This window comes from Microbulbifer weihaiensis, assembly GCF_048323715.1.
Taxonomy (GTDB): Bacteria; Pseudomonadota; Gammaproteobacteria; order Pseudomonadales; family Cellvibrionaceae; genus Microbulbifer.
Window position 1 is genome coordinate 44498 of record NZ_JBLWFL010000013.1, and the last position, 18582, is coordinate 63079.

Here is an 18582-nt window from a genome sequence, read left to right on the forward strand (position 1 = left end):
GTATTAGACAAAAGTCGAAATGCAGGAAATCGTGGCAGGAATATCATTGGCCATATAGACATTGGTCGAAGTTAACCGCCGACTTAGACCAATGGTTAATACCAACTTCGGCCTTAAGGGGGTTTGATCGTCGCCAGCAGTACTCGACAACCAACCTTCAAAGGAACACGTTATGTCGGTCATAACAATAAATAAGCGCGGCCTAAGCGGGGCAATCACGCTGGTAGCGATGATGGGTGGACTGCCGTTGGCAGCCGCTGCACAGGATAGCGCCTCGACTACTGGAGAAGCGGTAACCGCTGCGGAACTGCAGCAGCGCATTGCCGAATTGCAGGCACAGGTGGATCGTCTCGCACAGGCGGCGCAAATCAATGATCCCGAGCCGGAAAAGAAAACCTTTGGCGAAACGGATATCCAGATTGGCGGCTTTGTGAAAGTCGACAGTGCGTTCAGCCAGTATTCCGATGGCAGCTCGGCCACAGCCGGTATCGGTGAGGATTTCCTGGTACCGTCCACCATCCCGATTGGCGGCGAGGGCGGTGATACCAAATACCACGCCCATGCCAAGGCGACGCGACTGTTTATCAAATCCCGCACGGAGTATGGTTCCGGCTCGATCAATACCCACCTGGAAATTGATGCGATGGCCGGCGGCCAGGGCGATGAGCGGATCAGCAACTCCTACGCGCAACGCGTGCGGCACGCATATGTGGACTGGCAGATCGATGAAAACCGCAGCCTGCTGGCGGGACAAGCCTGGTCCACCTTTTTCAATGTGGGGGCGCTGCCGGAAGGGCTGGATTTTGTCGGCCCGGTGGGCACCATTTTCGAACGCCAGCCGCAGTTGCGCTATTCGCACAAAATCGGCAGCGGCCAGATACAGTTCGCTGCGGAAAACCCGGCGTCCACGCTGTACAACGGCACGGAGAACCCCTACGACGATAACGCCACGCCGGACTTCGTTCTGCGCTACAACAACAGCATCGGTAACCTCAGCTATTCCGCCGCATCCATGAGTCGCGAGCTGGCGTATGAGAGCGGCACTGGTGCCGAGGATTCCCGCCGCGGTTATGCGATCAGCCTGGCGGGCAAACTGCAGCTCGGCCGCGATGACATCCGCTTCATGTACAGCTACGGCAACGCGCTTGGCCGCTACCTGGGGCTGAACAGCTACCGCGCCGGCATCATCGATGCCGATGGCGATATCGAACTGATCGACCAGCACGGCGGTTTTGTCGCATTGCGGCATTTCTGGAACGACCAGTGGCGCAGTAACCTGGTGCTGTCGGCAACCAGCGCAGACAACCCGGATTTCGTCTCCGATACCACGCCCACCGCTTACCAGAGTGCGCAGGTAAACCTGATGTATTCACCGGTGCCGAAGCTCAGCCTTGGCGGCGAGTACATATATGCACAAAAAGAAATTGAGAATGGCAGCGGGCTGCTGGCGGATGACAGTGGCGATCTGCAGCGAATGCAGTTCTCAGTGAAATACGTCTTCTAAACCCATAACAATAACTGTGGAGATTCGCGATGAGTTTTGAAAGTGAACAACACGCCGATGACTACTGGAAAGAAAACCTGCGCATGATGCTCACCTTGCTGTGCGTCTGGTTCGTGGTTTCTTTCGGTTGCGGCATCCTGTTTGTCGAAGAGCTGAATGCAATCCGCCTCGGCGGTTTCAAGCTCGGTTTCTGGTTTGCCCAGCAGGGCTCCATCTATGTGTTCCTGGCGTTGATTGTTGTCTATGCGTTCAAGATGAATCAGCTTGATCGCAAGTACAACGTGCACGAGGACCACGAAGAACCGGAAGAGTTTGAAGAAGCACTCGAAGAAGAGTTCGGCCAATAGGAGCAGACCATGGATATCCAAACACTAACTTTCCTGATTGTCGGTGCGACCTTCGCGCTGTACATCGGTATCGCGCTCTGGGCCCGTGCCGGCTCAACCCATGATTTTTATGTGGCCGGTGGCGGCGTTAACCCGGTAGCCAATGGTATGGCGACAGCCGCGGACTGGATGTCGGCGGCCTCGTTTATTTCCATGGCGGGCCTGATCAGCTTTATGGGTTATGACGGTGCGGTGTACCTGATGGGGTGGACCGGTGGCTATGTACTGCTGGCACTGTGTCTGGCGCCGTACCTGCGCAAGTTCGGCAAGTTTACCGTGCCGGCATTTATCGGTGACCGTTATTACTCCAATACCGCGCGTACCGTGGCAGTGATCTGCGCGGTGTTTGTCTGCTTCACCTATGTGGCCGGACAGATGCGCGGCGTGGGTGTGGTCTTCTCGCGCTTCCTCGAAGTCGACATCACCAGCGGCGTAATCATCGGTATGGCAATCGTCTTTTTCTACGCCGTGCTCGGCGGGATGAAAGGCATTACCTACACCCAGGTTGCCCAGTACTGCGTCCTGATCTGTGCCTACCTGGTACCGGCGATCTTTATCTCCATCATGATGACCGGCCATGTGATTCCGCAGATCGGTTTTGGTGCCGAGCTGAATGATGGATCCGGAACTTACCTGCTCGATAAGCTGGATGGGCTGTCAACGGAGCTGGGTTTTGCCGAGTACACTTCGGGGACGAAAAGCACCATCGATGTGTTCTTCATTACCGCTGCGCTGATGGTGGGTACAGCCGGTCTGCCGCACGTGATCGTACGCTTCTTTACCGTGCCGAAAGTGCGCGACGCGCGTAAATCTGCAGGCTGGGCACTGCTGTTCATCGCCCTGCTGTATACCACTGCACCGGCCATCGCGACCTTTGCCCGGGTGAACATGATCGACACCATCAATGGTCCGGATGCCCAGGGCACGGCCTATGAGCAGGCGCCGAGCTGGATCACCAACTGGGAAAGCACCGGCCTGATCTCCTGGGAAGACAAGAACGGCGACGGCAAGATGTTCTACTCCGGTGATGAGCGCAACGAGATGAAAATCGACCGCGACATCATGGTACTGGCCAACCCGGAAATTGCGGATCTTCCGGCCTGGGTGATCGCGCTGGTGGCTGCCGGTGGTATTGCCGCAGCGCTGTCCACGTCTGCAGGCCTGCTGCTGGTGATCTCGACATCGATATCCCACGACCTGTTGAAGCGCAACCTGATGCCGAATATTACCGATAAGCAGGAGCTGCGTTACGCGCGGATTGCGTCTGCTGTAGCCATCTGTATCGCTGGTTACCTCGGCATCAATCCACCGGGCTTTGTGGCGCAGGTTGTGGCGTTTGCCTTCGGGCTCGCGGCGTCGTCCTTCTTCCCTGCAATCATCCTGGGTATTTTCAGCAAGCGGATGAACAAGGAAGGCGCGATTGCCGGCATGATTTCCGGTATCAGCTTTACCGCGCTGTACATCATCTACTTCAAGTTCATCAACCCCGCGGCCAACGTTCCGGAGAACTGGTTGTTCGGTATCTCCCCGGAAGGCATTGGTACCCTGGGTATGGTGCTGAACTTTGTGGTGGCTATCGTGGTGGCCCGCTACACCGCCGATGCGCCGAAAGATGTGCAACAGCTGGTGGCCAATATCCGTTTCCCGAAAGGTGCGGGAGAGGCCAGCGCACACTGATCTGACCTTTCTAACGGCCGCGAGTCCTTGCGCTTGCGGCCGGCACAATGTCACTTTGTGTTTGGCGAGTTCCGGCATACCGGGCTCGCCATTTTTCGTATTTAGCCCGCCAGAATATTACAAGAGGTGGTTAACGAGCCGCCTTTTGGGCTTCTGCATCTTGCCAGCCGAGCAGCAGGAGCGTCTCGTCACTTCCCGGCAGGGTGATATGGCCTTCGGCCTGCAGGCCGAGTTTTTCGAGCAGGCGAATGGATGCGGCGTTATCGGGACTGGCGATGGCCAAAATTCGCGAGAGGCCGAGTACCTGCTTCGCCCAGTCCATTACGGCTTGCGCCGCTTCCCCCGCATAGCCGCTACCGCGGTATCCCGGCAGGAAGGCGAAGCCGATATCAATATCGTCGAGCCCCTCGCGGCGAATCAGCCCACACTGGCCAATGGGAGTGCCGTTTTTCAGTTCCACACAGTACATGCCGAAACCGTGCTGGCGGTACATCGCTAGCGGGCCGCGCTCGAGGTAGTTGCGGGCCTCTTCCAGGGTGCGCACACCGCGGTCGCCGATAAACCGGTGGAAGTCCGGGTCGTTGACCAGCGCGAGGGTGAACTGGGCATCCCGGTCGCTGTCAGTTAATTCACGCAGTTGCAGGCGATCTGTGCTCAGCAGGTTCATGGTGTTGTTCCGGTTGGGGTTTGCCGCAAGATTGACAGAAAACGCCCTCGGAGGAGGGCGTTTTCAGAGGTGGGTGCTTGTGACCGGCTCAGAAGCGGTAGGTGACGTTGATAGAACCGTGTTCGGACATGGGGCGAGCGGTGAGATTAGCGCTTACCGCAAGGGTGTCCGCGGCCTGCCAGCGTATGCCGAGCAGCGCGCCGGCACCGCTCTGGAACAGGCCGGTGTCCTCGCTGGCGTAGCTTGGCATGGCATTCATGTTGCCACCCATGGACTTGACGCCTACTTCCAGCGAGTCGTTTTCGGTTCCGGTGGTATCTTCGAACCAGACCTGGCCATAGGTACTGATCTTGTCCCAGCGCTTATCCACAAACGCGCCGAGACGCATGGTGGTGTAGCGCCGTTCCTGATTGCCAAAATGCATCCCGAGCGGATCCTGCTCCACGCCACTGGCATCGGTGTAGGTAAAGCCGTCGAGCGCATTTTCGGTGTAGCCATCCACATCTGCGGTGATTTGGGTTACGCCGACAAACGGGCCGTAACCCGCATTGCCGCTGGACAGGTTCACCCCGCCGATCAGATCCAGCGCCAGGCTTTCGCCATCGGTACTGGCTTCCAGGCTGTCATTGAAGCGCTCACCCAGGGCGATGTGACGATCGATGTGGTCGTATTCCATATCGGTCACGGTTGCGCTCGCATTCAGGAAAAACTCGTTGTAGTGGAGGCGGCCGTACAGGCTGTAGTTCGTAGAGGTGGTCTCGACGTCGGCCTGGCGGTTGTTCAGCGTCGTATCGGCGCGGCTGACGGCGAAGCCCAGCTCGGCGTTGTCGCGCAGTGCCAGGCTGGCGCCGATCAGGCTGGTTCTCTGGTCGCCATCGGCCGTGGCGGCAAAATTGTTGTCGTAGTCACTGTTACCGAAAACGCCGCTGACAAACACACCGGTCTGTGCGGTGCGGTAGCGGACACTCGCCAGGCTTTCCTCCAGTGCACTGACGTGGCTGCGTGCCGCGTGGACGCCGATGTCCGGCAGTTGCCCGGCGACCTGAGCGGCAGAGACCACACTGGTGTAGTAGTCCGCGAGGGACTGCTGCGCGGCCTGGGTCGGATGCACCGCGTCATTGAATACCAGGCGATCTGCATCTGGCGCCGTGCCGTTTTTTCCGTAGACCGGGTGTTCGATACAGTCGCCACTGCCGTCGTAGCAGAACTGGGTCTGCTCTGTATCAGCGTCGTAACCCAGCGCTGCGGCGTTATTGAGGGATACCTGTAATAACCCGTTCTGATCCACCAGCAGCACGCCGTCGATATTTTTTGCATTGGCGATCAGTGTGCTGTTGAAAAGATTGACCCCTGCAGTGGCCTGTTCGAGCGTGGCCTCGATGGCGCTGTTTAACTGCGCGTTGGCATCCTCCTCGGTCATCAGGCCGGCCGCCACGGCATTGGCCAGCAGTGCCGCTTCCGGACTGTTGAGAACGGCCTGGCTAACCGCTGCGTACATGCCCGGCGTTCTGCCAATATCGGGGACATTGGACACCAGAATGTAATTGGCTCCGGCATCCGCCAGTGCCTGCGCGCTGTCGGCCAGCATCGTTGCGGCGGTATCAACGCGCGCGCCAAACTGCTCTGCGGTGATGGTGCCTGTGAGTGTGGCGCTGAAGCCGCTGAGTAGATCGTTACCGCCGCCATTTACCCAGTAGAGTGCTTTACCGTCGGCGCGGCCAAAGCTCGCCTCCAGATACCCGGCGCCCAACGGGTGTGGATTACCGGTGATACCGGAGTCCGCGATGATGGCTGCGGGGGCCGCGGCAATTTCTGCTTCGAGTTGGTCGGCCTGAGCGGTGAGATACGCCGCGGTCGCTGCATCGCCGTCAGCTTCCGCCTGAGCGGCGGCGGTGCGAAGTTCGGCCAGGAAAGCGGGGCCCTGCATCAGAAGACCGAGCAGCCCAAGGTCGGCATAGAGCCCTGTGCTGGTGGTACGCGTGGCATCTGGCAGCAGTGCACTGGCGAAATTGTGGGCGTTGACATCCAGCGCCAGGCCGCGCTCGTTCAGATACGCCAGATAGCCTCGGGTGCCGAGAATATTCAGCAGCACATCCGCCGCGCGATGACCACCTACGGCCCAGCCGCCACCAACACTCGGGAGTGAAGCTTGCACCTGTGCCTGTGCCGCTGCCAGGCGCTCTTCCTCCGGCAGGCTCATATCCACATCCGGCAGGCACAGATACATGCCGGCACAGGACGGGGTTACTGGCCCCAGGCCCAATTGCTGTGACATCAGGCTGATCGCAGCCTGCTTGTTATCACCGCTGGTGAACACCCCGGCATTCCCCACATCCGTCAGGCTGTCGCCGAAGGCGATGACCTGGGTAAAGGGCGATTTGTCGCCGGCAACCGCGGTGCTGGCGAGGGTGGAAGAAAGTGTGAGACAGGCGATGGCCGCCGCGAGGCGGTGTTTAATGATTGGCATGAAGTTTTCCTCTCGGTAACACTCCGATCCCAAACGCCGACTGGCGTTATCAGGGGAACGGGCGCTCATCGTTATTGTTCTTGAAAATAGTTTTTTGACTTCTATTTTTGCTGCTTTCCGGCCGCTCCATTGGCCGGAAACGATCTGATAGTAACCAAGCATTCTGGTCGTGACCAGCAATCCATTCGCAGTCAAGTAAATTTTTGTGACTGACTGGTTTTGATCTCTGTGCTCGCCTTGCGTGGGGTTCGGGCAAAATTGCTCGGGTTTACCGCACGGTGTGCAGGAACTGCAGATGGCGCTCGTACTGGGTCAGTATGTCACTCAGTAGCTGGTCTTTGGTCCAGCCCATTACGTCGTAATCCTGGCCGCCCTCGTGCAGGTACACTTCCGCGCGGAAGTACTTTTCCGGGTCACCTTCGTCCACGGTATCGTCGAGCTCTTCATCCCTGGGAGCCGCATCCGGCTTCAGGTGTGCCTTGGGATGGAGGCCGTAAGTGAAATCCACTTCTTCACCGTGAAAAACCTCCAGATAGACGTAATTGTTCTGGCCGTGTGACACCCGCGCGGCGAAGCCATTTTTTTCCATTTCGCTGGCAAACTCTCTGAGCGCCGGTTCACCGATATCGAGAATATATTCTTTAACCTCCTGCAAATTCGGTAAGTGCACCAGGTTTCTCAAGCGGCGTTGCCAAGAAACGGGGTTGCGCGCGGTGACCGGTGCAACGGGTGCCGCCTGGGCCTCGCGTTTGGCGTGTTCAGTACGCAAGGCACTCAGCAGGCCGTAGATGGCAGCCAGCAAAATCAGCGAAAAGGGCAGGGCACTGGCGATGGCCGCGGTTTGCAGGGAGCTGAGGCCCCCGGCGAGGAGCAGGGCAATCGCCACCGCGCCGATAATCCCGGACCAGAAAACCCGCTGCCACATCGGCGTGTCATCGCGGCCATGGGAAGAAAGCATGTTGACGACCATGGCCCCAGAGTCCGCCGAGGTCACGAAAAACACGATCACCATAATCACGGCGATGAGTGAGAAAACGCCGGAGAAGGGGAATTGATCCAGAAACTCAAACAGGGCGAGTGACTGATCCTTACTGACAATATCGCCGAGTGTGGTCAGTCCCTGGTTCAGGATCATATCGATGGCCGAGTTGCCGAAAATAGTCATCCACAACAGGGTAACCGTCGCCGGTACCACCATGGCGCCAATCACAAATTCACGAATGGTACGGCCGCGGGAAATGCGGGCAATAAACAATCCCACAAATGGTGACCAGGACATCCACCAACCCCAATACAGGATCGTCCAGCCGCCCAGCCAGTCCGTAGGTGCATAGGCGTAAAGGTTGAATGTACGGCTCACCAGTACCGACAGATAACTGCCAAAATTCTGCACGAAAGCCTGCAGCAGATACACCGTACTGCCGAGCAGAAAAACCATCAGCAGGAGGATGATGGCAAGGCCCATGTTCAGTTGTGACAGCCGCTTGATACCGGTGTCGAGGCCGGCAACCACAGAGATGGTGGCGAGAATCGTGGTGATGATGATCAGTCCCACCTGCACACCGGCGCTGACCGGCAGGTTAAACAGCTGATTGAGTCCCGAGTTGATTTGCAAAACGCCGTAACCCAGTGTCGTGGCGACACCGCAGACAGTACCGACGATCGCGAATACATCCACGGCGTGGCCTATTGGGCCATAGATGCGGTCGCCAATAACCGGGTACAGGGCAGAGCGCAGGGTAAGCGGCAGTTTGTGGCGGTAACTGAAATAAGCCAGGATCAGGGCAACAATCGCGTACACTGCCCAGGCGTGGAATCCCCAGTGAAAAAATGTCAGTACCATCGCGTGGCGAGCGGCGGCGATGGTACCGGTGTCGCCGTCCGGTGGATTGAGATAGTGCATCACGGGCTCGGCTACGCCGAAAAACAGCAGGCCGATGCCCATACCGGCGGAAAACAGCATCGCAAACCAGGTGCCATAACTGTAATCCGGCTTGGAATGCTCTGGCCCCAGCTTGATGTCGCCATAGCGGGAAATGGCGATGAAGATGACCATCATCAGTATCAGCGCCACCACGAGAACGTAGTACCAGCTGAGATTGTGTACGATAAAGGCCTGCAGCCCCTGAAAACGTGCGGTTGCGTCCTCGGAGAAAAACGCTGCGTACGCGACCAGCAAGACGAGAAAACCCGTTGCGGTGTAGAACACCGGTGGGTTGAAGTGCGCCTTGTCTGTGGTCAGCGGTTGTTGCATTGTCTTGGCCTTTAACAGCGGGCAGCGGATGATATCGGCTGCTGTGGGCGGTCATTTCGTCGCTCTATTTGAGCATAGCTGATCAAACGCGTTAGTCTTTCAGCGAATAGCCAGAGAGTTCTTCATGTTGATTATTTCTAACCAGATCGCGCTGTCGGATGACGAAATTGAACTCAGCGCGGTGCGTGCGCAGGGCGCTGGCGGCCAGAATGTTAATAAAGTTTCATCGGCGATCCACCTGCGCTTTGACATAAACGCGTCCAGCCTGCCTGAGGAAATCAAGCAGCGTGTGCTCGCCCTGCGCGACCAGCGCATCAACGCTGACGGTGTGGTGGTGATCAAGGCTCAGCGCTTTCGCACCCAGGAGAAAAACCGTATGGATGCACTCGAGCGCCTGCGCGACCTGATTGCGGGTGTACTGAAGACACCGAAAAAACGCGTGCCAACCAGACCCACCAAAGGCTCGAAAGAGCGGCGCCTGCAAGGCAAGTCCCGACGTTCCCAGATCAAGTCCATGCGTGGAAAAGTCGTCGACCGTTAATTCTGCTTTTCCTGTTTTCGCCCCAGTTAGATTTACAAGGAGATCATCATGGCAAATCGCTACGACGCACAGGCATTGAAAAAACTGGCCAGTGCGCTGTTTGCAACCAGCGGAATCGACCCGTCCCGGGCGGACGTGATGGCCGACGTTTTCCTGCAAGCGGATCTGATGGGCTTCACCACCCACGGCCTCAACCGCGTCGCCAGTAACTTGCGCTGGCTGGAAAGTGGCGCATCGAGGTTACACGGTGAACCCCACGTTCTGAAGGATCGCGGCAATTGTTTCAACTGGGACGCCGAGTTTCTGCCCGGGCCCTGGGTTGTGACGAAGGCCATTGACGAAGCCCTGTCGCGGGTTGCGGAACACGGTGTTGTCAGCGCGACGATTCGCCGCAGCCAGCATATCGCCTGTCTCGCGGCCTACCTGCCAAAAATCGTGGAACAGCAGTGCGTCGGCATTCTCACCTGCTCAACTCCCGCGGAAAACACCGTCGCGCCACAGGACAGCAAAACGGCTTTGTTTTCTGCAAACCCCATCGCCTTTTGCGCTCCGGCCGGGGACTACCCGCTGTTGTTTGATATCAGTATGTCGGCCACTGCCGGCGGCTACGTGGCACGGGCAAAGCGCGAAGGGAAAGCATTGCCCCACAAATACCTGAAAGATCGCGATGGCAACCTTTCGGATGACCCTGCGGTGTTTGCCGATGGCGGCAGTATTTTGCCGGTTGGCGGCGCTGATCATGGCTACAAGGGCGCCGCACTGTCGGCCATGCTCGAAGTCCTCTCGATGTCATTGGGAGGCTACGGCCGGGCGGATGATGTTTCCGCCGACGATGAGGCCAATTCGGTTTTCCTGCAGGTCATCGATCCCAAAGCATTTGGAACGCAAGAACGCTTTCTTCGGCAGACCGCGGCACTGACGGCGTTGTGGGAGCAGTGTGAAAGCATGGATGGCGAACCGGTGCGGGTACCGGGCAAGAGAGCCTGGCATTTGCGGGAGCAACAGCTGGCCAGCGGAGTTGAGTTGTATTCAACAATCGTCGAGGATCTCAGCGCGCTTGCCAGCCAGTACTCACTCGTGATGCCCGCGCCAATGGGCAATTCGTAAATATCAGAGCATCTTGTGGAAATCGGGGCGTTTTGTTCTACGTGGATTTTACGGAACAGGCGCAAAAAGGGTCTAGGATAGGGGGAAACCGCCACATACACAGAGGTAGCTGACAAAAGGAGTGAGCTGGCTATGGATGATCTGGTCCGCATGACTGCGCTGGAGTTGTTGCACGGCTATCGGGAAAAACAATTTTCACCAGTTGATGTCACGCAGGCCATGCTGTCCCAGATCGCCCGGTGCAACCCGGTGGTGAACGCCTACAACCTTGTTGACGAGGCGTTTACGATCGCCGCAGCCCGTGAATCAGAAGCCCGTTACCAGTCGGGGGAAACCCGCGGTGCCCTGGATGGGGTGCCCGTGGCGATCAAGGATGTATTCCTGACACCTCAGTGGCCCACCATCAAGGGCTCCAGAACCATCGACCCAAACTCAACACTCGGCAAAGAAGCGCCGAGCGTGGCGGCGCTCAACCGCCACGGTGCAGTGCCGCTGGGCAAAACGACCACACCTGAATTTGGCTGGAAAGGCGTAACAGACAATCCGGTCGACGGTGTTACCCGAAATCCATGGAACCCGAGCAAAACCGCCGGTGGCTCGAGCGGTGGCAGTGCCGCCGCTGTACCCCTGGGGATGGGACCTTTGGCGCTGGGAACGGATGCCGGCGGTTCTATTCGTATCCCCGCCGGTTTCAGTGGCCTCGTGGGACTGAAACCGAGTTTTGGCGAGGTGCCGCACTGGCCCGCGAGTCCGTTCGGTACCCTGGCGCACGCGGGCCCGATGACCTGGACGGTGGCCGACTGTGCACTGCTGATGAACGTGCTCAGCGAAGGTGACAGCCGCGATACGCACGCAATTCCCCGCCGCAACATCGACTATCTGGCGGCCATACAGGGCGAGCCGGAGGCGCTGTTAAAAGGTGTGAAAATCGCGTTCAGTGCGACACTGGGCTACGTGCAGGTGGATCGGGAGGTCGAGGAAACGGTGCGGGCCGCGGCCCTGAAACTGCAGTCGCTTGGTGCCGAGGTGACAGAAGTGGCGCCCGGGTTTGATGATCCCCTCGCGGCATTTGGGCACCTGTTCTATGGCGGTGCGGCAAATGCGTTGCGGGCGATTGGCAAGAAGCAGCGCGGGTTGATGGATCCGCAATTGGTCTCGGTATCAGAAAAGGCGGCCCAGCTGTCCATGCTGGATTACCTCGAGGCCGTGAATGAGCGAATGGCGCTCTGCGAGCGCATGGCCCTTTTCCACAAAAAATACGATCTGTTACTGACCCCCACCTTGCCGATCACCGCGTTTGCGGCGGGCAGGGAGGTTCCGGAAGACTGGCCGAGTACGCGCTGGCCATCGTGGACCCCGTACACCTACCCGTTCAATCTCACCGGGCAGCCGGCAATTTCCGTCCCTTGTGGCTTTTCCACCAGCGGCTTGCCCATAGGGCTGCAACTTGTCGGTGCGCGTTTTGATGATCGTGCGGTATTGCGTGCGGCGCAGGCGTACCAGCTTGCGGCTCCACTGACCCATGTGCGACCGCAACTTTTCTTTGAGAATTCGCCAGAGGAACAAAACGCGTGAGCCGGCTCGACTTCGACTTCTACGAATCGGAAGACCCGGTCTGGAATCCCGCTTTACTCACGATTCCTGTGCCGGGCATCCGCAAAATGGTCAATCTCGCGGCGACCATGGAAGATGTGATCCATCTTTCCATTGGCCAGCCAGATGCGCCAACGCCACCCCACGTCATTAATGCGGCGGTGGATGCGTTGAATGCTGGACAGACCGGCTACACCATGGATGCTGGCTTGCCTGAATTGCTGGAGGCTCTGGCGGAATATTATGGTGAGCGCTCCGGGCGCTACATTTCGCCGGAGAATATTCTGGTTACAACCGGGGCAACCGAGGCCATCTATCTCGCACTCACGGCCGTTTCGGCACCCGGTCGTGAGTTTATCGTGCCGGATCCGTCATTCATGCTGTACGCCCCCCTCATTCGAATGAATGGTGGGGAGGTAAAATACGTGCCCACGCGCGCGGAAAATAATCACCAACTGGATCCCCAGGAAGTGATTGATGCGATCGACAGTAACACTCACGCCATCATCCTGAATTCACCGAGTAATCCCACCGGTACCGTATATCCGCGGGAAACCGTGGAAATGATTGTGCAGGAGGCTGCCTATCGCGGTATTTATGTCATCAGTGACGAAGTCTACGATCACCTGATTTATGACGAGCGCGGGGCCGCGAATTACGCGAGTGTGCTTTCCTGTTGCTCAGACCTGGACCATGTCATGGTGATGAGCAGTTTCTCCAAGACATTCAGTATGGCGGGTATGCGAATTGGCTGGCTGATTGCCAGTCAGGGAGCCATTCGCAAACTGCGCCGTTATCACATGTTTACCACGACCGTGGCCAACACCCCCTGTCAGTGGGCTGGCGTGGCGGCCCTGCGAGGTGATCGCAGTTTTATTGCCGACGTTGTCGATACATACAAGAAGCGCAGGAATCGGCTGGTGGAGCTGGTGGAGCAAACCCCGTTCCTCGAAGGTTACGTTCCGGAAGGGGCTTTTTATATGTTTCCTGCATTGCCTGAGGGCGTAAACGGCAATAACGTGGCTTTGCGTTTATTGCGGGAAACCGGTGTCTGCACCATCGCCGGTGATACGTTTGGGGATAGCAGTCGCAACGCGCTGCGATTCAGTTATGCGACATCCATCGAAAATATTGAACGGGCTTTCGAACGAATTATTCCCTGGATGGAAAAGCAGGAGTTCGGTTGACGGGATTTCCCGGGTTTTTGTCCGGTTGGCTGGAGTTGACGCAGATTGTACTATCAGGCAAAAGGCAGTACAGAATGTGTTTGTATTGCCGCAGGTGGGATGAGCCCAAACAGGAGAAAATAATGCGTCATTACTGGATTGCTGTGATGGCTTTGCTGGCGGTCTGTACCAGCAGTTATGGGCAGGAACTGAAACTCCCGGAAAAGTTGCCGGAACTGGGGGTGGCTGCGGAAGAAACTCTGGGGAAGGGGCAAGAGGGGCTCACAGTTGGCAGCAAGCCCGGTGCGTTTACGGTGTCATCCCATTTGGGGGAGCCGGTGTCCCTGCAGGACTTACTGGAGAATAATGCACCGGTTCTGGTGGTATTTTATCGCGGTGGTTGGTGTCCGTTCTGTAATGTTCAGATTCGCCAGTTGACCGAAGCCTGGTCGGAATTTGAAAAGCGCGGCGTTACACCGGTATTGATCAGTGCCGACAAGCCGGACGCCGGCGCCATGGCGAAGGCCACCTATGAAATTCCTTTTCCGGTGCTTTCCGACCCGGATCTGAAGGCGCATGAAGCGTTTGACGTGGTTGTAGAGATTGACGATGCGACCGCAGAAAAATATCGCACTTACGGTATTGTGCTGGAGGATTGGTCCGGTCGCGAACATCACAAGATCGCCGCCCCGGGAATTTTCCTGTTGGATAAATCCGGGGTTGTGCGATGGGCACATGTATCCGCGGACTATCGCACGCGCCCCAGCGTCAAGCAGCTGCTGGCAGTGCTGGATAGCCAACCTTAAGCGCGGGGCCCTCACCGTCTATTGGTTCAGGGCTGGCGTACGTCGCTGTCCTGTTGCTGCAGCTGCTGCGCCAGCACCTCGGCGGCTTTTTCCGAGTTGTAATCCATAAGCAGCTGCGGTTCATCAGTAAATACGCCGTCGGCGCCCATGGCCGCAACCAGGTGCAGGTCGTGGGGATGGTTGACGGTGAACACGTAGCTTTTCAGGCCGCGTCGGTGGCCGTCCTCGATGATTTCCGGGCAGACGAAGTCCAGGCTCAGGTGCAGTGAGTAGGCCTGCAGTGGCTCAGCACAGGCGGCGAGATCCAGGGGGACGCCGTCGATGAGTACGCCGCGCCGAACCTGGGGGATCAGGTGCAGGCACTCGTAAATCTGGCGGTGGTCGAACGAGGACAGGATGTACTGTTCGTAGCTGGCGCCGTGATCTCGCACGTAAGCTTCAATTTCCTGCGCGGCCAGTGCTGCGCAGTTCGGCCCCTTGAGCTCGATATTGAGCTGCACGTTATTGCCGACAAGCTCCAGGACCTCTCGCAGGGTCGGTACCTGTTCGCCGCCGGGGAGCAGCATTTTTCGCAGTGCCGCGGGGGCAATCTCGGTCAACAGCTCCTGGCCGGCGAGCAGGCGGCCCAGGCGCCGGTCGTGTTTAACGATGAGTTCCCCTCCCACATTCCACACGTCAATCTCGACACCGTCGATATCGAATTCCAGTGCATGGGTAATGGCTTGCAGGGTGTTTTCCGTCGCCCGTTTGGGGTAGCCCCGGTGGGCGAAGCAGAACATGTGGTCGGTGGTATACATTTCGACGGCCACTGGCAGGAAGTGCTCCCAAAGATGTACCAAAAGTATGACCGGCGAGTGACAGCTGCACAATCTGGGGCCGGTATTTTCACCGGCATTTTTATATCGTTTATTGTGCCCCGTCGAGCTCTATATAGCGCAGGGTTTTGATGCATGCCTGAGGGGGGAACGAGTGGGGCGAGCGGAGTGCGGCGGGGGCGTGGCCCCGCCGTGGGGAAACAGGTTATTCGCCCGCGAGTGCGCGATAGCGGCCGCGGTGGAAGACCAGGGGTTCGCCACCGCTGGCGGAGAATTCGAGCACTTCGCCCAGCAGGATGGTGTGATCACCGCCGTCGATATTTTGTGCACGACGACAATGGAAAAGGGCGGCGCAATCATCCAGCTGGGGTACACCACCCTTGCCCTTGTGCCACTTTACCTGGCCGAACTTGTCGGCGCCGCGGCCGGCAAACAGGTTGGACACATGCTGCTGGTCACCCTTGAGGATGTGTACGGCAAAGAACTCACCCTCGGTAAAAGCGCCGTAGCTCAGGGACGACTTGTCGATGCTCCACAGGATCAATGCGGGATCGAGGGATACGGAGTTGAAGCTGTTGACGGTCATACCAACGGGCTGGCCATTGCGGTCTACCGTGGTGACCACGGTGACACCGGTGGCGAACTGGCCGAGGGTGTCACGCAGGGCGCGGCTGCGCTCAGCGGGACTGGCTGGGGTGCCGGCTTCGGTTGCGGCTGACTTGCTGGTTACCGTCATAATTCGATCAAATTTTGTTCAAAAAACATGCTGTCGGCCATTCTACGGGAAAATGCGCCGTTCTGCGCCACTTTCTTAATGCGCCGGGTGTTACCGCGGGTCACCTGGGCCGCTTCTGCCATAGTGGCCCGGGTGACCCGCATCTTGCTCAATCCATCAGCGGCGCGCACTCGGAACTGAGGCGATCGCGCTCGGTGATCGCATTCCCGGTGAGGGCGAACCCGAGCAGGCGGTCTTCGCCGTCCCTGAACTCCGCGCGCACGCCATCGGCACTGGTAGTGAGCTGCCATTGCCCCTCGACACCGGCGCGCGGCGGGCACACGACCGTTGGGCGCAGTGTGGTTTTCACGGCGACCGGCAGGCTGCCGTAGGCAACTTCGGTTGCGTCGCCGCACAGGGTGCGGGCGAGGGCGCGGGCGCTCTGGGTGAGCGGGGCGACAAAGTAGAGGCTGTGGCCATCCACTTCGGCGCAGTCACCGAGGGCGAATACATTGGCGTCACTGGTTTGCAGCTGACGGTTGGTCACAATGCCGCGATTGACCGCGAGGCCTGCCGCAGCGGCGATTCCGGTATTCGGTGTGAGTCCCAGGGCGGCGAGGGCCAGATCCGCCACAATTTCGCTGCCATCGGCCAGCGTGGCGCGTAGGCCCGTTCCCTGACGTTCGAGTCGGCTGACACCTGCACCAAAATGGAAGCGCACCCCTGATTCTTCCAGCGCTTGCTGGATGTCGCGCCCGGCAGCTTCCGGCAGCAGGCTCGCCAGCGGCCAGGGTTGCAGGTCGACAACGTCGACCTCATAGCCCGCCTGAGTGAGATCATTGGCGAATTCACAGCCGATCAGCCCTGCGCCGATCAGGAGTACCCGCTTGTTGTTGGCAAGCGCGGTGCGGAAGCGGTGGTAGTCCGCGAGGCTGTTGACCCGGAACAGGCGGGACAGGCCATCGCCTTCGATCGGCGGTAGCGCCGCACAGCTGGCGCCAGTGGCGAATACCAGGCGGCTGTAGCGGAGTTCGGAGCGGATGCCGCCGCTCTCGGTCACCAGAGTCAGAAGTCGCGCGTCCCTGTCGAGGTTGGTGGCATGGGTGTAGACCAGTATCTCGGCATACAACTCGCGTGCCATCTCTTCAGCACTGCTGCTGGCAAGCTGTTGCGGTGTTTTGCCGTGGGCCAGCGAGGCAGACAGCAGGGGCTTGGAATAGAAGGTGCCGTCGTCGCCGGTAACGATGACGATTGGCGTTTCCCGATCCAGTTTGCGGAACTCACGGGCCAGGTGGTAACCGGCCAGGCCACTGCCGATGATCACCAGCGGGTCGCTGTCATTGAGCTGCACTGCCGGTGCCTCGGGAGCTGCGGCGGTAGTTTCGGCCTGGGGTTCGCTCACCAGCACCATGTCGAAATCTTCTTTGCCGACACCACATTCGGGGCAGGTCCAGTCTTCGGGAATATCTTCCCAGCGGGTGCCCGCGGGGATGCCTTCTTCCGGTGCGCCCTTGGCCTCGTCGTATACCCAGCCACATACCATGCACTCCCAGATGCGGTGGGCGGTGGTGGCGGGAGCGGTTGCGGAGCTGCTTTGGGCTACAGGCGTATCCTGGGGATTGGTCGCGGGGACGCCTGACGCGGTTGCGGTGGATACCGCCAGCATCTTGAACTCGTCCTTGGTGGCGCCGCACTCGGGGCAGCTCCACTCGTCAGGGATGTCCTCCCAGCGGGTGCCCGCGGGAATGCCATCATCTGGTGAGCCTTTGGCTTCGTCGTAAATCCAGCCACAAATCTGGCATTCCCAAACACGATAGTCGGACATGGATACCCCTGGAAACATCTTATATTCTGGAGAGCGGCTCGGTGAGCCAGTGCAAGTTGAGGTGGGAGTTTAGGGAAAAAGTGCCGGAAAGTTAACTTGTTGCGGAAGTCGCCGCAGCGCTGGTGGCCGTGCGGCGAGGTGGGGCTGGGGCTGTTGTCAGGCCTCGCTTGACCGTTGCGCGATGGCGGTCAGCGCCCGGTGATAGGAATCGCTCAGCTGTTCGGTATTCTCTACGGTCACTTTAAGGTCTTTGATCAGGCCATTGCTGAGACCGTAAACCCAGCCGTGTACGGAGAGTTCCTGGCCCTGCTCCCAGGCGTCGCGCACGGTTGTGGTCTGGCAGACATGTACGACCTGTTCGAGAACATTCAGCTCACACAGCAGGTCGACCTGAGCTTCCTCGGGGAACAGCTCGATCAGGGTGTGGTGTTTGTCACGCACGTCTTTGATATGGCGCAACCAGCTCTCAATCAGGCCCAGGCGCTGGTCTTCGAGTGCCGCTCTCACGCCGCCGCAACCGTAGTGTCCCACCACCATGATGTGTTTTACCTTGAGTGCTTCCACGGCGTACTGGAGAACGGACAGGCAGTTGAGATCCGAATGCACCACCACGTTGGCCACATTGCGATGCACGAAGAGCTCGCCGGGCAACAGGTCGACAATCTGGTTGGCGGGTACACGACTGTCAGCGCAGCCAATCCACAGGTATTGTGGTGACTGCTGCTCTGACAGGTTGAGGAAAAAATCGGGTTTTTCACGGCGGGTCGCTTCGGACCACTCGCGGTTCTTTTTGATCAGGTCTTGGAGTTCTGACAAAGCTATCATCCCTGGCTGAGTTCGAGTGGGCAGAATAGCGGGTTTGGCCGATACCGCCAACAAGGACACCGCGCCAGTGGTTACAAGGCCTGTAATCCTTACGCCCTTCTGCTAACCTGCAGCGCAGTTTCAATCCATCGGAGTGGATAATGGGCATTCGCAATTCAGTTGTGCGTCACAAACGGCGTCTGAACCGACACGCTACCCCTCAGATCAGGCGGCGCAAGAAGGTGCGCTGGCTGT

At 58.5% G+C, this 18582-nt stretch carries 15 protein-coding genes; 8 read left to right on the top strand and 7 right to left on the bottom strand.

Translation table 11 applies throughout. The annotated features are described in order from the left end of the window. The first annotated feature begins 172 nt into the window (after positions 1-172). The 3 genes from ACNKU7_RS14035 to ACNKU7_RS14045 are packed head-to-tail and all read left to right on the top strand — an operon-like array spanning position 173 to position 3567. Positions 173-1504, top strand: a complete 1332-nt coding sequence (locus tag ACNKU7_RS14035; RefSeq protein ID WP_418297619.1) for a DcaP family trimeric outer membrane transporter — start codon at positions 173-175, stop codon at positions 1502-1504. Positions 1505-1533: 29 nt separating this feature from the next. Further along, positions 1534-1851 carry a DUF4212 domain-containing protein gene (locus tag ACNKU7_RS14040; RefSeq protein WP_418297620.1) on the top strand — a complete coding sequence of 106 codons (318 nt, stop codon included), beginning with the start codon at positions 1534-1536 and terminating at the stop codon, positions 1849-1851. Between the two features lie 9 nt (positions 1852-1860). Continuing rightward, on the top strand, positions 1861-3567 hold the full coding sequence (locus ACNKU7_RS14045) for a sodium:solute symporter family protein (protein WP_418297621.1): 1707 nt from the start codon (positions 1861-1863) through the stop codon (positions 3565-3567). Positions 3568-3697: 130 nt separating this feature from the next. On the opposite strand, the gene ACNKU7_RS14050 is transcribed toward ACNKU7_RS14045, so the two are convergent. From ACNKU7_RS14050 to ACNKU7_RS14060, 3 genes are all read right to left on the bottom strand, one after another. After that, positions 3698-4234: a GNAT family N-acetyltransferase gene (locus ACNKU7_RS14050; RefSeq protein ID WP_418297622.1), complete on the bottom strand. Its 537-nt coding sequence runs from the start codon at positions 4232-4234 to the stop codon at positions 3698-3700. A gap of 88 nt (positions 4235-4322) precedes the next feature. Next, positions 4323-6701, bottom strand: a complete 2379-nt coding sequence (locus ACNKU7_RS14055; protein WP_418297623.1) for an autotransporter outer membrane beta-barrel domain-containing protein — start codon at positions 6699-6701, stop codon at positions 4323-4325. A gap of 268 nt (positions 6702-6969) precedes the next feature. Beyond that, positions 6970-8955 carry a BCCT family transporter gene (locus ACNKU7_RS14060; protein ID WP_418297624.1) on the bottom strand — a complete coding sequence of 662 codons (1986 nt, stop codon included), beginning with the start codon at positions 8953-8955 and terminating at the stop codon, positions 6970-6972. A gap of 124 nt (positions 8956-9079) precedes the next feature. On the opposite strand from ACNKU7_RS14060, the gene arfB reads away from it, so the two are divergent. The 5 genes from arfB to ACNKU7_RS14085 all read left to right on the top strand — a co-directional run bounded on the left by arfB (position 9080) and on the right by ACNKU7_RS14085 (position 14168). Next, complete coding sequence (gene arfB / locus ACNKU7_RS14065) at positions 9080-9496, top strand: alternative ribosome rescue aminoacyl-tRNA hydrolase ArfB (protein ID WP_418297625.1); 417 nt, start codon at positions 9080-9082, stop codon at positions 9494-9496. Positions 9497-9544: 48 nt separating this feature from the next. After that, entirely contained in the window at positions 9545-10603 is a 1059-nt protein-coding gene (locus ACNKU7_RS14070; RefSeq protein WP_418297626.1) for an Ldh family oxidoreductase, read from the top strand. A 132-nt stretch (positions 10604-10735) separates the two neighbouring features. Further along, positions 10736-12178 carry an amidase gene (locus tag ACNKU7_RS14075; RefSeq protein WP_418297627.1) on the top strand — a complete coding sequence of 481 codons (1443 nt, stop codon included), beginning with the start codon at positions 10736-10738 and terminating at the stop codon, positions 12176-12178. Further along, on the top strand, positions 12175-13383 hold the full coding sequence (locus tag ACNKU7_RS14080) for a pyridoxal phosphate-dependent aminotransferase (RefSeq protein ID WP_418297628.1): 1209 nt from the start codon (positions 12175-12177) through the stop codon (positions 13381-13383). The genes ACNKU7_RS14075 and ACNKU7_RS14080 overlap by 4 nt, the downstream gene beginning before the upstream one ends. Before the next feature lie 122 nt (positions 13384-13505). Next, entirely contained in the window at positions 13506-14168 is a 663-nt protein-coding gene (locus tag ACNKU7_RS14085) for a peroxiredoxin family protein (RefSeq protein WP_418297629.1), read from the top strand. Positions 14169-14194: 26 nt separating this feature from the next. Here the strand turns inward: ACNKU7_RS14085 and ACNKU7_RS14090 are convergent, their stop codons facing one another. The 4 genes from ACNKU7_RS14090 to can all read right to left on the bottom strand — a co-directional run bounded on the left by ACNKU7_RS14090 (position 14195) and on the right by can (position 18339). Then, on the bottom strand, positions 14195-14965 hold the full coding sequence (locus ACNKU7_RS14090) for a glycerophosphodiester phosphodiesterase (RefSeq protein ID WP_418297630.1): 771 nt from the start codon (positions 14963-14965) through the stop codon (positions 14195-14197). 223 nt (positions 14966-15188) lie between these two features. After that, on the bottom strand, positions 15189-15719 hold the full coding sequence (locus ACNKU7_RS14095; protein WP_418297631.1) for a flavin reductase family protein: 531 nt from the start codon (positions 15717-15719) through the stop codon (positions 15189-15191). Positions 15720-15867: 148 nt separating this feature from the next. Next, the gene (locus tag ACNKU7_RS14100) at positions 15868-17523 is read right to left on the bottom strand and encodes an FAD-dependent oxidoreductase (protein WP_418297632.1); all 1656 of its coding nucleotides are present in this window, start codon (positions 17521-17523) and stop codon (positions 15868-15870) included. A gap of 156 nt (positions 17524-17679) precedes the next feature. Further along, positions 17680-18339 carry a carbonate dehydratase gene (can, locus tag ACNKU7_RS14105; protein WP_418297633.1) on the bottom strand — a complete coding sequence of 220 codons (660 nt, stop codon included), beginning with the start codon at positions 18337-18339 and terminating at the stop codon, positions 17680-17682. Positions 18340-18582 lie beyond the last annotated feature (243 nt).

Excerpts from the sequence above, each read along its gene's own strand:
- ACNKU7_RS14095 (WP_418297631.1), bottom strand. The coding sequence starts at position 15,719 with ATGACGGTAACCAGCAAGTCAGCCGCAACCGAAGCCGGCACCCCAGCC.
- ACNKU7_RS14100 (WP_418297632.1), bottom strand. The coding sequence starts at position 17,523 with ATGTCCGACTATCGTGTTTGGGAATGCCAGATTTGTGGCTGGATTTAC.
- arfB (WP_418297625.1), top strand. The coding sequence starts at position 9,080 with ATGTTGATTATTTCTAACCAGATCGCGCTGTCGGATGACGAAATTGAA.
- ACNKU7_RS14060 (WP_418297624.1), bottom strand. The coding sequence starts at position 8,955 with ATGCAACAACCGCTGACCACAGACAAGGCGCACTTCAACCCACCGGTG.
- ACNKU7_RS14055 (WP_418297623.1), bottom strand. The coding sequence starts at position 6,701 with ATGCCAATCATTAAACACCGCCTCGCGGCGGCCATCGCCTGTCTCACA.
- ACNKU7_RS14070 (WP_418297626.1), top strand. The coding sequence starts at position 9,545 with ATGGCAAATCGCTACGACGCACAGGCATTGAAAAAACTGGCCAGTGCG.
- ACNKU7_RS14040 (WP_418297620.1), top strand. The coding sequence starts at position 1,534 with ATGAGTTTTGAAAGTGAACAACACGCCGATGACTACTGGAAAGAAAAC.
- ACNKU7_RS14075 (WP_418297627.1), top strand. The coding sequence starts at position 10,736 with ATGGATGATCTGGTCCGCATGACTGCGCTGGAGTTGTTGCACGGCTAT.
- ACNKU7_RS14045 (WP_418297621.1), top strand. The coding sequence starts at position 1,861 with ATGGATATCCAAACACTAACTTTCCTGATTGTCGGTGCGACCTTCGCG.
- ACNKU7_RS14035 (WP_418297619.1), top strand. The coding sequence starts at position 173 with ATGTCGGTCATAACAATAAATAAGCGCGGCCTAAGCGGGGCAATCACG.
- ACNKU7_RS14050 (WP_418297622.1), bottom strand. The coding sequence starts at position 4,234 with ATGAACCTGCTGAGCACAGATCGCCTGCAACTGCGTGAATTAACTGAC.
- ACNKU7_RS14085 (WP_418297629.1), top strand. The coding sequence starts at position 13,506 with ATGCGTCATTACTGGATTGCTGTGATGGCTTTGCTGGCGGTCTGTACC.
- ACNKU7_RS14090 (WP_418297630.1), bottom strand. The coding sequence starts at position 14,965 with ATGTATACCACCGACCACATGTTCTGCTTCGCCCACCGGGGCTACCCC.